Origin of the sequence: Streptomyces sp. NPDC049627 (genome assembly GCF_044465645.1) — a bacterium.
GTDB lineage: Bacteria > Actinomycetota > Actinomycetes > Streptomycetales > Streptomycetaceae > Streptomyces.
Window position 1 is genome coordinate 1 of the sequence record NZ_JBITLW010000009.1, and the last position, 12,904, is coordinate 12,904.

12 protein-coding genes are annotated in these 12,904 nt (G+C 72.0%); 4 read left to right on the forward strand and 8 right to left on the reverse strand.

Features of this window, described 5'->3' with window-relative positions; all coding sequences use genetic code 11:
* Positions 1–411 precede the first annotated feature (411 nt).
* From ACIBU0_RS24405 to ACIBU0_RS24420, 4 genes are read right to left on the reverse strand one after another with little or no spacing between them, the layout of a single operon-like run.
* Positions 412–1,638 (reverse strand): MDR family MFS transporter, encoded by a 1,227-nt coding sequence (locus ACIBU0_RS24405; protein WP_398821762.1) that lies wholly within the window; start codon positions 1,636–1,638, stop codon positions 412–414.
* Entirely contained in the window at positions 1,635–3,431 is a 1,797-nt protein-coding gene (locus ACIBU0_RS24410) for an ABC transporter permease subunit (RefSeq protein WP_398821764.1), read from the reverse strand. The genes ACIBU0_RS24405 and ACIBU0_RS24410 overlap by 4 nt, the downstream gene beginning before the upstream one ends.
* A 3-nt stretch (positions 3,432–3,434) precedes the next feature.
* Positions 3,435–4,934: an ABC transporter substrate-binding protein gene (locus tag ACIBU0_RS24415; RefSeq protein WP_398821766.1), complete on the reverse strand. Its 1,500-nt coding sequence runs from the start codon at positions 4,932–4,934 to the stop codon at positions 3,435–3,437.
* A gap of 3 nt (positions 4,935–4,937) precedes the next feature.
* Positions 4,938–5,474, reverse strand: a complete 537-nt coding sequence (locus ACIBU0_RS24420; RefSeq protein WP_398821768.1) for a GNAT family N-acetyltransferase — start codon at positions 5,472–5,474, stop codon at positions 4,938–4,940.
* 170 nt (positions 5,475–5,644) lie between these two features.
* Here ACIBU0_RS24420 and ACIBU0_RS24425 point away from each other — a divergent pair, with 170 nt between their 5' ends.
* The 4 genes from ACIBU0_RS24425 (at position 5,645) to ACIBU0_RS24440 (ending at position 8,167) form a co-directional block, all read left to right on the forward strand.
* Positions 5,645–6,592, forward strand: coding sequence for an ATP-binding protein (locus tag ACIBU0_RS24425; protein WP_398821770.1), 948 nt, complete (start codon positions 5,645–5,647; stop codon positions 6,590–6,592).
* Positions 6,593–6,656: 64 nt separating this feature from the next.
* On the forward strand, positions 6,657–7,049 hold the full coding sequence (locus ACIBU0_RS24430; RefSeq protein WP_398821772.1) for an SCO5389 family protein: 393 nt from the start codon (positions 6,657–6,659) through the stop codon (positions 7,047–7,049).
* Positions 7,050–7,112: 63 nt separating this feature from the next.
* Positions 7,113–7,598, forward strand: a complete 486-nt coding sequence (locus ACIBU0_RS24435) for a DUF3592 domain-containing protein (protein ID WP_398821774.1) — start codon at positions 7,113–7,115, stop codon at positions 7,596–7,598.
* On the forward strand, positions 7,595–8,167 hold the full coding sequence (locus tag ACIBU0_RS24440) for an SMI1/KNR4 family protein (RefSeq protein WP_398821776.1): 573 nt from the start codon (positions 7,595–7,597) through the stop codon (positions 8,165–8,167). Before ACIBU0_RS24435 ends, ACIBU0_RS24440 begins: the two co-directional genes overlap by 4 nt.
* A 76-nt stretch (positions 8,168–8,243) precedes the next feature.
* Here ACIBU0_RS24440 and ACIBU0_RS24445 read toward each other — a convergent pair whose 3' ends face one another.
* Genes ACIBU0_RS24445 through ACIBU0_RS24460 form a run of 4 tightly spaced genes read right to left on the reverse strand, consistent with a single transcriptional unit; the run spans position 8,244 to position 12,817 of the window.
* Positions 8,244–9,608 carry a GH1 family beta-glucosidase gene (locus tag ACIBU0_RS24445; protein WP_398821778.1) on the reverse strand — a complete coding sequence of 455 codons (1,365 nt, stop codon included), beginning with the start codon at positions 9,606–9,608 and terminating at the stop codon, positions 8,244–8,246.
* Positions 9,609–9,655: 47 nt separating this feature from the next.
* Positions 9,656–10,495, reverse strand: a complete 840-nt coding sequence (locus ACIBU0_RS24450; RefSeq protein WP_398822753.1) for a carbohydrate ABC transporter permease — start codon at positions 10,493–10,495, stop codon at positions 9,656–9,658.
* 7 nt (positions 10,496–10,502) lie between these two features.
* Positions 10,503–11,492, reverse strand: a complete 990-nt coding sequence (locus tag ACIBU0_RS24455) for a carbohydrate ABC transporter permease (protein ID WP_398821780.1) — start codon at positions 11,490–11,492, stop codon at positions 10,503–10,505.
* A 5-nt stretch (positions 11,493–11,497) separates the two neighbouring features.
* Positions 11,498–12,817 carry an ABC transporter substrate-binding protein gene (locus ACIBU0_RS24460; protein WP_398821782.1) on the reverse strand — a complete coding sequence of 440 codons (1,320 nt, stop codon included), beginning with the start codon at positions 12,815–12,817 and terminating at the stop codon, positions 11,498–11,500.
* Between the last annotated feature and the right edge of the window lie 87 nt (positions 12,818–12,904).

Sequence of the window (12,904 nt, forward strand, 5' to 3'; positions counted from 1 at the left end):
GGGGGGGGGGGGGGGGGGGGGGGGGGGGGGGGGGGGGGGGGGGGGGGGGGGGGGGGGGGGGGGGGGGGGGGGGGGGGGGGGGGGGGGGGGGGGGCCCGCGCCGGGGGGTGTCCGTCCTCGGTCGGGCGGTTGCCGTTGGGCAGAGAGGTGCCGCGTGTTGACGCCCGCCGCTGCGGGCGGACATCCCCCGGCACGTCCCCTTCCCGCCGTGGGCGACTGCGGGCCCGTGGGGGCTCGCGCCCTGACGCGTGGTGAGCTCGCTTCTCGGCGCCGGGCAGGCAAATTCAGCCCGTCCGGCGTTTGAGGACGAGGCCCCTTCAGGGCCGAAAGCGGGGGTCTGGGGGCCGCAGGCCCCCCAGCAAGGGCCCGCGCCAACGCCGGAGCGCCGCAAAGGCGTGGCATGTCACCCCTTTATCTGCGCGGCAGCAGGGCTGTCGCCGCGAGCGGTACCGCGGCCAGGACCAGCCACGGCACCGCCGTGGGCAGGCCACTGTCGAGCAGGGTGCCCGTCGCTGAGGAGCCGAGCAGGACGATCAGGCCGGAGACCGAGGACAGCGCGCCGGTGTAGAGGCCGAGTCGGCCTTCCTCGGCGAGGTCGGGGATCCAGGCGCGGGCGACGGGTGCCACGAGCATCTGGCCGAGGGTGAGCAGGACGACGAAACCGGCCGCGGGCAGCAGACCTGCCGTACCGGTCCGGTCGGCGGGCCGAGCCGCGGCCACGACCGCGAAACCCGCTGCGATCAGCAGCAGTCCGGCCACCATGGACCGGCGCAGGGTGAGCCGCTCCCCCACCCAGCGCGTGACGGGGAGCTGCGTGGTGACCACCAGCAGCGAGGACAGGGCGAACAGCCAGGCCAGCGCCGACTGCGAGCCCGTGGCGCGCTCCACCTCGTCGGGGAGGGCCAGGTAGAGCTGGTTGTAGGCGAGCAGGTAGGCGCCGTACGCGCAGCACAGGGCGAGGAAGCGGCGGTTGCGCAGCAACGTTCCCGTGCCGCCGCGGAACCGGACGCCGCCACGTCCGGGGATGTGCTGCGGCAGCAGCCATGCGTGTCCGGCGAGGACGAGGACGAAGATTCCGGCGCCGGCCAGGCAGACCGTGCGGAAGTCCGCCGACAGGAGCAGGGCGCCGAGCAGCGGTCCCACGAACGCACCCGCCTGTCCTGCCACGGTGAGCAGCGCGAGGACGCGGGTGCGGGAACCGTTGCCCGACTCCTCCCACAGCACGGCCTGCCGGGCGACCTCCGACTCCACGGCGGGCGAGAACAGTGCGGCGGCGAACCCGATCAGCAGCACCGCTCCGACGACCGCCCAGGTCTCCTCCGCGTACCCGAGCCACGCGAACCCGGCGATCCGCAGCGCGCAGCCGGTGAGCACGACCGGCCGGATGCCGTACCGGTCGGCCAGCGCCCCGCCCACCACGAACAGCCCCTGCTGGCTGAAGGTCCTGAGCCCCAGCACGAAGCCGACCAGCCAGCCGGCCATGCCGATGGCCTGACCCAGGTGCTCGGCGAGGAAGGGCAGCACGGCGAAGAAGCCGATGTTGAAGGCGAGTTGGGTGAGGATGAGCAGCCGGAGGAGAGGGGAGAGACGGGGGCGGTCCGGTGCCCTGCGGAGGTCGCGTGACAGCAGCGACGTCATCCGGATTTCACCGACTTCCGGGTGGGTGACTGTGGTTCGGGCACGAGCGGGACGGGCCCGGCCGTCCCGTCCCGACGGCGGTTCCACCGCACTCCTCCTGCCGCTGTCACCGCCAGCGCACCCAGCAGGGCGAGTACGCCGGCGGGGGCGAGGACCGCCCAGGGGGCGCGTTCGGCGTACGGCTGGTTCTCGGCGAGGAGCAGGCCCCATTCCGGGGCGGGCGGCTGGGCGCCCAGGCCGAGGAAGGCGAGCGAGGCGAGCGCCAGGGCGATGCCGGGCAGGCGGAGCAGGGCGTGGCGGGTGACGGGTGGCACCACTGCGGGCAGCAGGCCGCGGCGGAGCAGGTACCAGGGGCCGGCGCCCAGGGCGCGGGTCGCGGTCAGATGGAGGGCGGCGCGTTCCTGGCGCAGCAGGGCCGAGGTGTGGGCCGCGAGTGGCGCCCAGGCGACGGCGGCCACGGCCAACGCGGGCGTGGCTGACCCGCTGCCGACGACCGCGGTGACGAGCAGGGCGACGAGGACCGGTGGCAGCGCGGTGACGGTGTCGACGAGCGGGCCGGACAGCCGGGGCAGCAGGCCGAGCGCCACTGCGGTGAACAGCGTGACGGCGGTGATCGCGAGGGCGAGCAGCAGGGTGTCGAGGGCGCCGTGCGCGACCCGGGCGAGGACGTCCCGGCCGAGGGCGTCGGTGCCGAACGGGTGCGCGGGGGACGGTGCCGCGAGCCGCTCGGTGGTGTCGAGGGCCAGGGGGTCGCGGGGCAGGCCGACGGCGATGACGGCGGTCAGCAGTCCGCCGTGTGCGAGAGGGAGCATCCTGCGGGCGGGCGGCTGCGGGCGGTGCAGGGACGGCAGTGCGCCGTCGCGCAGAGCCGGGCCGATCAGCAGGCGGGCGAGGAGGTGGGCGGCCCCGGCCGCGGTCGCGGCGAGCAGGACGAGGGCGAGCGTGCCGGCCTGCAGGACGGGCAGGTCCTGGGCGAGGGCTGCCTGGAGGGTGGTGCGGCCCAGGCCGGGGATGTCGAAGGTCTGCTCGACCGTGACCGATCCGCCGGTCATTCCTACGACGAACAGGCCGGTGTTGGGCAGGAGTCCGGGCAGGCAGCGGCGCAGGGCATGGCGGGCGACCGCGCGGCCGGGCAGTCCGCGTGCCGTGGCGGCAAGCGCCCAGGGTTCGGCGAACGCGCAGGGCAGCAGGTCGTCGAGGAGCCGGCCGAGCACGGCTCCGGCGGGCAGGCCGAGGGAGAGTGCGGGCAGGACCGTCCACTGGGGGCCGTACCAGCCGAGGGCCGGGAGCCAGCCGAGTTGGACGCCGACGACCGTGGCGAGTACGGAGGCGGTGAGGAACTCGGGCAGTGCGGCGAGCGCCGCCGCGGCGCTTCCGGCCGGTCGTCGCCTGGCGAGCTGCCGGTGTGCCCCGAGCCATAGGGTGCGGGCGCAGATCAGGGCGGCGGTGACGGCGGCCACCGCGAGGGCCGCCGCCATCAGCAGGAGGGACGCACCCAGGGCTTCGAGCACGGCGGGCGTGACCTCGCTGCCGGAGATCCAGGAACGGCCGGCGTCCCCGCGCCAGAGTCCGCCCAGCCAGTCACCGAGCAGGTGGAACGGGCCGTCGTCCAGGCCGAGTCGGGCGCGGATGTCCGCGAGCACCTCGGGGGTGGGGTCGCGGTCGGCCGAGCGGGCCTTGAGGACGGTGCGTGCCGGGTCGGTGTGCGAGAGCCAGGGGAGCAGCCCTGTGGCGGTGACGAGGGCGGCCGTGATCCCGGCCCGCCACAGGAAGGTGGCCGTGTGCTGCCGCACGGTTCAGCGCCGGGTGCCGGTGCCGACGAGGGTGCGCTCGTACGGGTCGAGGAGCGCGCCCCGGACGGAGGCCGCCACGCCGGTGATGATGCGCTGGTGGACCAGCGGTACGACGGCGTCCGTGCCGAGGATGCGGGCCTCGGCCGCCATGGCCGCGTCCTGCCGGTCGGCGGTGTCGGCGGCGTCCTCGGCCTCGGCCACGGCCCGGTCGACGTCCTTGTCGCACAGCTGGGCGATGTTGTAGCCGCCGTCGCAGGTGTAGTCACCGGCCAGGACGGAGACGGGGTCGCCGGTGTCGACGAGGGTGTTGCGGGCGAGGACGAACGCGTCGAACCTGCCGTCCAGTGCGTCGCTCTCCAGCCGTGAGTACTCGCGCACTTCCAGCGTGACCTCGAACCCGGCGTTCTCCAGCTGCTGCTTCAGCACCTGGGCGGCTTCCGGGAGTTCGGGGCGGTTGTCGTACGTGGCGAGCGTGATCCGGGCCCCGTCGGGCCTGCCCGCCTTCGCGCGCCCGGCCGGCTCGGTCCGCTTGCCGGCGGCCCAGGTGACGGCGGGGCCGTAGATGCCGGTGCCGGCGTCGGCGTATCCCTCGTAGACGCCCTTGGCGAACGCGGAGGTGTCGACGGCCTGTCGGGCGGCGGCCCGCAGCGCGGCGTCCTTGAAGGGGCCCTTCCGGGTGTTGAGGAGCAGGCTCGTGGTGCGGGTCGTGGCGGTCGCCTCGCGGGTGGCCGGGTCGAGGGTGGCGGCCTGGGCGACGGGGAGCGCCTCGGCGAGGTCGACCTGGTGCGTGCGCAGGGCGTTCGCGCGGGCGGTGCCGTCGGCGACGAACTTGACGTCGATGCCGCTCGCCTGGGCACGGCCGCCCCAGTAGTCGTCGTAGCGGTCGAGGGTGGCCGCGGTGGCGCCCATGACCTTGGTGAGCCGGAAGGGCCCGGTGGCGGTGCCCACCGGGTCGGCCATGCCCTTCGAGTCGTACGCCTTGGTGGCGAGGACGGCGAGGGAGGGGCTGGACAGGCGCTGCGGCAGGACGGGGTCGGGGTCCTGCGTGGTGATGCGGACGCCGGTGCGGCCCTCGGCCCTCGCGGTGAGGGTGACGCCGGTGAGGGCGGCGGGGACGGGCTCGGCCTGCGTGGCGTGGGTGAGGGCGGCGGTGACGGCGGCCGGGGTGACCTCGGAGCCGTCCTGGAAGGTGGCCTCGCGCAGGGTGAACAGCCAGGTGCGGTCGTTCACCCGACGCCAGGAGGTGGCGAGCGCGGGGGTGGCGGCGCCGTTGGCGTCGAGCGCGGTCAGGCCCTCGGTGACGCCGAGGCGGCTGAGGATGGTGGCGTCGGCGCCGTACGGCGAGAGGTCCTCGGCGGGCGGGAAGGCGAGGGCGACGCGCAGGCGGGAGCCGTCCTGGGCGCCGTCCGCGGCGTCGGTGCCGCCGCCGGAGGCGAAGCAGCCGACGAGGGCGGGGGCCAGCAGGAGGGCGAGGAGCGGGCGAAGTCGGTGTCGGCGTCGCACGGTCTATCGCTCCATCGGTATCTCGAAGTGGACGACGCCGCCTGCGCCGTCGGTGTCCTCGCGTTCGTCGTGCACGACCTTGCCGAGCGAGCGCCAGAAGCCCTCGGCGCCGGGCACCTCGGGGTCGGTGTGCAGATAGACGGCGCGGTAGCCGCCGTCCGCGGCCGCGAAGGCGAGCAGTTCCTCGACGAGGCGCCGGGCGAGGCCGCGCCTGCGGTGTGCGGGGCGGACGTAGACCCGGCGCAGCTGCGCGGTCTCGCCGGAGGGGTAGCGCTCGGCGAGGCGGCGCGGGTTCGGCGGGTGGGCCGGGCCGCGGGAGTCGAGGGCGGCCGTGGCCACGACAGCGTTGTCGCCCGGGTCGAGTGCGACGAGGAGGGTGTGGCGGGGCGGGGCGAGGTAGGCGGCGGCCGGGTCGATGATGTCCGCGTGCCAGCGGGGCACATAGCCGGTGCCGAAGTCGCGGTAGACGGTGTCGAGCATCAGGGCTCGCGCACCGTCCAGGTCGTCCGGGCTCGCCGCCCTGATGCTGTAGTCGTGCACTTGCACATCATATGCATTAAGGAAGGAGGGTGATCACGACAGCCCGTCCGCCCCTCACAACACTCCTACAGAGCAAGCGATTTGACAGTGATCGCGAGTCGCGGACACCCTAGCCACATGACATCCATTTTCAACAAGGGTATCCTGGCCGCGAAGGCGGGCGGCTGCTGATGCGTATCGCGTTCGTCGGCAAGGGCGGCAGCGGCAAGACGACCTTGTCGGCGCTCTTCTCCCGCCACCTGGCCCACTCCGGCGCGCCCGTGCTGGCCATCGACGGCGACATCAACCAGCACCTCGCCGAGGCGCTCGGCCACGACGGGGACACCCTGGGCGCGCCGCCGCTCGGCGCCCACCTGCGGGACATCAAGGAGTACCTGCGCGGCACCAACCCGCGCATCCCCTCGGCCGACGCCATGATGAAGACCACCCCGCCCGGCAGGGGCTCGCGCCTGCTGACCCTGCTCGGCGACGACGAACTGCACGCGCGGCACGTCCGGCGCGTGGGGGACGTGCCGCTGATGGTGACGGGTGAGTTCGACGAGAGCGACCTCGGGGTGGCCTGCTACCACTCCAAGCTCGGCGGGGTCGAGCTCTACCTCGGCCACCTGGTCGACGGCCCCGGCGAGTACGTGGTGGTCGACATGACGGCCGGCGCGGACGCCTTCGCGTCGGGCCTGTTCACCCGCTTCGACATGACCTTCCTGGTGGCGGAACCCACACGGAAGGGCGTCTCGGTGTACCGCCAGTACCGGGACCACGCCCGCGAGTTCGGCATCCGCATCGCGGTCGTCGGCAACATGGTGACGAGCGAGGACGACCTGCTCTTCCTCAAGGAGGAGGTGGGCGACGACCTCCTCACCCACCTGGTCCACTCCCCCTGGGTCCGCGCGGCCGAACAGGGCCGGGAGCAGGGTGAGTTGGAGTCCCACAACATCCACGCCCTGAACGTCCTGCGCGAGGCCGTGGACTCCCGCCCCAAGGACTGGCCCACGATGCACGCCCACGCCGTCGAGTTCCATCTGCGCAACGCCCGCGCGTGGGGCGACGAGCGGACGGGCCAGGACCTGGCCGCACAGGTGGACCCGGAGTTCGTGCCGGGACCGACGGCACCGGCCTGACGACCACGCACCGCATCCCCGCGGCTCGCCCGCATCACCCTCCTCTGAACAGGAACACACGCACATGTCTCTCGACGTCTCCCCGAAGCTCCTCGCCGAGGCCGAACACGGTGACATCCGCGAGGAGGACTTCGTGGACACGGTCCGCACCTCCCTGCCGTACGCCTACGACCTGATCGCCTCCCTCGCCGCCGAACTCCAGGGCGGCACCGCCGAGTTCACCGACAACCAGACCCCTCCCCCGTCCGAGCAGGAACGCGGCCAACTCCTGCGCGCCCTCGCGAGCGACGCGATCCGCACCAGCCTGGAGCGGCACTTCGGCATCACCCTCGCCTTCCAGAACTGCCACCGGGTGGCGGCGTTCCGGCCCGGGGCGCGGGGCGGGGAGACGTATGCGCGGTTCACCTCGGTGCGGTCGCAGGTGCTGAACCAGTCGCCGGAGTTCCGGGACTGCTGACCGAGGACGACCGGACCACCTGAGATAGCCTCCCTCTCACTCCGGACGAGTGAGAGGGACGTCGTGCAGGTTCAGGTACGTGGTGGGCGGGGTGCCCGCCGGTGGATCGCCTTCGGGTTGATGGCGTTCGGGGCGGTGTTCCTGGTCATCGGCTTGGTCCTGGCGGGACAGTCGGTCTCGTTCCTGACGGATGCGAAGCGTGCCCCGGGCACCGTGGTGGCGCTGGAGTGGCGGAACGACAGCAGCGGCGCATCCCGCAGGACGAGGCAGAGCGATCAGCCTGCGGCGTACCCGGTGGTGGAGTTCACGTCGGCGGACGGCACGGCCAGGACGTTCCGGAGCTCCACGGGTTCCAATCCGCCGTCGTACGACGAGGGCGACCGGGTGGAGGTGCTGTACCGCGCCGATTCCCCCGGGGACGCGCGGATCAACGGGTTCGCCTCGCTGTGGCTGTTGCCGCTGATCTTCGGTGGGATCGGGCTGGTGATCGCGGGGGTCGGGACTGTCGTCGCCCTGGTGGGACGGCGGCGTTCCCAGGCCCCGCGTTGAGCAGCCGGCTGCGAGGTGCGCAGGGCTGGGACGCGGCCGAGGTCCGCGCCCGGGTGCGGGAGATGGCGGCACGGGATCGGGAGCGGGCGCGCTTCGGGGCGGACACCCACCGGTATGAGCTGACGCCTGCGCTGCCGGAGGCGGAGATCGGGGCGTTCGAGGTGGAGCACGGCATCGATCTGCCCGCGGCGTACCGGTCCTTCGTCGCGGAGGTGAGCAGCGGTCCGGCCGGCCCCGGCTACGGGCTGATGCCGTTGACCGCCCCTCGGGCCGAGGCCGCAGAGGGCTGGGCCGTGGACGAGGAGTGGGCAGAGGACCGGCTGCCGGGCCGGCTCGCCGCCCCCTTCCCTCTCCTCGAACCCCGGCCGGGTCGAATCGGCCCGTCGAACGACGAACTGACCCGGGGCACGCTCATGCTGGCCGACGAAGGCTGCGGCATCCACCTCCGACTGATCCTGACGGGTCCGCGAGCGGGCGAGGTCTGGCGGATCGACCCGGACTGGGGGGGCTTCGTGCCGGTGAGTCCCGACTTCCGCGCCTGGTACACCGAGTGGCTGCAGTGCCCCTGACATCCGTCGGCGGTCTCCGGGCGGAGCAGGACGGTCCGGTCCGTGCCACACCTGGAGACCGCGTCGGCGAAGGGGATCAGGCGGCCCGTCGCGCCGCGTCCCCGTGGCTGCGGATGATCTCCGCGTAGCGTCGGCCCGTGCCCTTGATCGTGCGCAGCTGCGTCCCGTAGTCGACGTGGACCAGGCCGAAGCGCTTGGCATAGCCGTACGCCCACTCGAAGTTGTCGAGCAGCGACCACGCGAAGTACCCCGCCAGCGGGGCGCCCTTGCGGGCCGCGGAGGCGCAGGCGGCGAGGTGCCGGCTCAGGTAGTCCTGCCGCTCGGGGTCGTCGACGGTGCCGTCCGGGCGTACGACGTCCTGGTAGGCGGAGCCGTTCTCGGTGACGTACAGCTTGCGGGCGCCGTACTCGTCGGTCAGGCGGAGCAGCAGCGCCTCGATGCCGCTCGCGTCGACCTCCCAGTCCATGTGGGTGCGCGGGACGCCGGGGCGGCGGACGGCGCGGGCGTGCGGGGCGGGGCCCGTGGGGTCGTCGGCGACGGTCGCCGGGAAGTAGTAGTTCAGGCCGAGCCAGTCGAGGGGGGTCGCGATCGTCTCCATGTCGCCCGCTCGCTCGGGGAGTTCCACGCCGTACAGCTCGCGCATGTCCGAGGGGAAGCCGCGGCCGTGCACCGGGTCCAGCCACCAGCGGTTGGTGTGGCCGTCCATGCGGCGCGCGGCGGCCAGGTCCTCAGGGTGGTCGCTCGCGGGGTGGACGGTGGAGAGGTTGTTGACGATGCCCACCTGGGCGTCCGCCGCCGCGGAACGGATGGCCTGCGCGGCCAGACCGTGGCCGAGGAGCAGGTGGTGGGAAGCGCGGACCGCTGCCGTGAGGTCGGTGAGGCCGGGGGCCATCCTGCCCTCGAAGTGGCCGATCCACGCCGAGCACAGTGGTTCGTTGAGGGTCGCCCAGTGCTTGACGCGGTCCCCGAGGCGTTCGGCGACGGCCGAGGCGTACGCCGCGAAGTGCTCGGCGGTCGTCCGCTCGGGCCAGCCGCCGCGGTCCTGGAGCGTCTGTGGCAGGTCCCAGTGGTAGAGGGTGACGGAGGGGGTGATGCCCGCCGCCAGCAGACCGTCGATCAGCTCGTCGTAGAAGGCGAGGCCCTTCGGGTTCACCGGGCCGTCGCCGCCCGGCACGACGCGCGGCCACGCGATCGACAACCGGTAGGCGTTGGTGCCCAGTTGGCGCATCAGGCCGATGTCCTCGCGCCAGCGGTGGTAGTGGTCGCAGGCGACGTCGCCGTGGTCGTCGTTGTCGATCTTTCCTGGGGTGTGCGAGAAGGTGTCCCAGATCGAGGGGGAACGGCCGTCCTCCGCCACGGCTCCCTCGATCTGGTACGCCGATGTGGCCGTGCCCCACAGGAAGTCGTGCGGGAGTGCGGCGAGGTCGATGCGGTCGGACACAGAAATCCCTTCGGAACGGGGGGCGTGGGTCGGCCGACGAGGGCGGGTCACTTCACCGCGCCCGCCGTCAGGCCGGCGACCAGATAGCGCTGGAGGAGGAGGAAGCCCGCCACCACGGGCACGCTGACGACCAGCGAGGCGGCCATGATCTGGTTCCAGTACACGTCGTTGAGCGTGGAGTAGCCCTGGAGGCCGACGGCGAGGGTGCGGGTGGTGTCGTTGGTCATCACCGACGCGAACAGCACCTCGCCCCAGGCGGTCATGAAGGCGTAGACGGCGACCGCGACGATGCCGGGGATCGCGGCCGGCACGACCACCCGGAACAGCGCGCCGAGCGGGCCGCAGCCGTCGACCAGGGCCGCCTCGTCCAGATCGCGCGGCACCGAGTCGAAGTACCCGATCAGCATCCAGATCGAGAACGGCAGCGAGAAGGTCAGGTACGTCAGGATCAGGCCGCCGCGCGAGCCGAACAGGGCGATGCCGGTGGCGTTGCCGATGTTGACGTAGAGGAGGAAGAGCGGGAGCAGGAAGAGGATGCCCGGGAACATCTGCGTGGACAGGACGGTGACCGTGAAGACGCGTTTGCCGCGGAAGGAGTAGCGGCTGACCGCGTAGGCCGCGAAGACCGCGATCACCACCGAGCAGGCAGTCGCCGCAGTGGCCACGATGAGGGAGTTCACGAAGTACTTCGCGAGCGGCACCGTCGACCAGATGTCGATGTACGGGCGGATGGTCAGCTCGCTCGGCAGCCAGCGGAACGTGCCCGTGACGTCCGCGAGCGGCTTCAGCGAGCTGGAGACCATGACGTGGACGGGGACCAGGACGAAGCCGGTGAGCAGGGTCAGGAAGATGCGCCGGGACCAGAGGAAGGACCGGGGCGGCGCCATCGGGGAGCTAGACATCGGAAGTCCTCCGTCCGCGCGAGGTCAGCCAGAGGTATCCGCCGGTCACCAGGAGCAGGAACAGCAGCAGGAGTACGGACATCGCCGAGCCCGTGCCGAAGTTCCAGGTGACGAAACTGGCCTGGTAGATGTGCACCGAGATCAGGTCGGCGGCCTGCGGGGCGGTCCTGCCGAACAGGACGTACGGCGTGTTGAAGTCGTTGAAGGTCCACAGGAACAGCACCAGGACGAGGACCTGGTTCACCGGACGCAGCGACGGGAGCGTGATGCGGCGCAGCCGCTGCCACAGGCCGGCGCCGTCCAGGGCCGCCGCTTCGTACAGCTCCTTCGGGATGTTCTGCAGGCCGGCCATGACGATGAGGAAGGCGAAGGGCCAGCCCTTCCACACCGACACCGTCAGCAGGGCGAGGAAGCTGTTGTCGCCGATCAGCCAGAAGGAGGGCTTGTCGGTCAGGCCGAGCTGGTCGTGCAGGACGTGGTTCACCAGGCCGTTGTCGTGCTGGAACATGAAGACCCAGGTGATGACGGCCGTGTAGACGGGCAGCGCGTACGGGACGAGGAACAGGGCCCGCAGCAGGCCCCGGCCGCGGAAGGTGTCCTGCATGTAGATCGCGGCGGCCGTGCCGATCAGCCAGCACAGGGCCACCGAGAGCAGGGTGAAGGCGATCGTGACCAGGAAGGAGTGGAGCAGTGCCTCGCCGACCGGGGCGTTGAAGTCCACCGACATCCGGTAGTTGCCGAGGCCGTTCCAAGGGGCCGTGGTCCAGTCACGGATGTAGAACTGCGTGAGTTCCTTGAAGCTCATGACGATGCCGATGACCATCGGCACCAGGTGGACCAGGAGTTCGAGCAGGAGGGCGGGCAGCAGGAGCAGGTACGGCAGTCCGATGCGGCGGATCCGCCCGGGACGGCGGCGGGGGCCGTCCGCAGTCCCGGGGGAACTCCGACGCACGGCGGCCTCGGTGGGGACCGTGGTCGTCATCGTGCTCACTTCGCCGGCATCTGCTGCTGCGCCTTCTCCAGGGCCGCCTTCACCGACGCCTCGGTCACCGGGCGTCCGGCGGCCGCGTCGGCCCACAGCTCCTTGACGGCCGTACCGACCGCCGTCTCGAACTGGGACTCGTCGGCGACCTGTGGTGCCGCTACGGCGCTCTTCGCGAGGGTGTCCTTGAGGACGGCGTTCGCCGGGGTGTCGAAGGCCGCGTCCGACTGGGCGCCCTTGACCGGCGGGATGGAGCTGTAGGCGGTGTTGAGGATCTTCTGTTCCTCGTCGCTCGTCATGAACTTCACGAACTCCGTGGCGCCGTCGAGGTTGTCGGTGTTCTTGAAGACGGCCAGGTTGATGCCCATGACCATCGAGTTGACGCCGGGGCCGGGGCCGGGGGTGCCCGACTGCACGGGCACGGGGGCGACGCCGTAGGCGTCCTCGCTCATGCCCTGGGACTTGAGGTTGGCGGAGGCGGACTGCCACAGCAGCATCGCCGTCCTGCCCTTGGCGAAGTCGCTCACGGACTGGTTCTGCGCGTACTCGGCGTTGCCCGGCGCGATGATCTTGTCCTTGGCCATCAGGTCGACGAACTGCTTGACCCCGGCGACGGCTCCGTCGTTGGTGAAGTCGGGCTTGCCGTCGGCGGTGAAGAAGTCGCCGCCGTGCTGCTCGGCGAGGACGACGGCGTGGTGAATGTTCTCCGAGGGGTTCGAACCCTCCGTTCCCAGGCCCCACTTGCCGCCCTTCGACAGCTTCTTGCCGTCGGCTGTGAGCTCGTCCCAGGTGGCCGGCGGCTTCTCGATGCCCGCCTCGGCGAACCTCTTCTTGTTGTAGTAGAGCGCGTACGCCATCGAGTACAGCGGCACCGCGGCCGGGTCCTGTCCCTCGGCGCCCGTAGAGCCGAGCGCGGACTCGACGAACCTGTCCCTGCCGCCGATCCTCTCGAAGTTCTCGGCGTCCCACGGCAGCAGCGCCCCGGTGGCCTGGAGGGAGGCGCTCCAGGTGTTGCCGATGTTGAGGACGTCGGGGCCCTGGCCGGAGGTGGTCGCGGTGAGGATCCGGTTCAGCAGATCCGACCAGGGCACGACCTCCAGCTTCACCTCGATGCCCGTCTGCTTCTCGAACTTGTCGAGTTCGGGCCGGAGGACCTTCTGGTCGACCTCGATACTGGCGCCCTGGTTGGAGGCCCAGTAGGTGAGGGTCCTCGGTGAGTCGTTGGACCCCCCGCCATCGGTCGACGAACCGCCTCCGCAGGCCGTTGCGGCCAGGGCGAGAGACAGGGTGACGGCAGCTACGGCCGCGGCTCGCGTGGTGCGCATGGCTCCTGGGTCCCTTCCGGGAGTACTGCTGCTTAATTTAGAGCGTGAGTTAAGCCTTGAGCGACGGTCGCGTCAAGGCTTTTGACA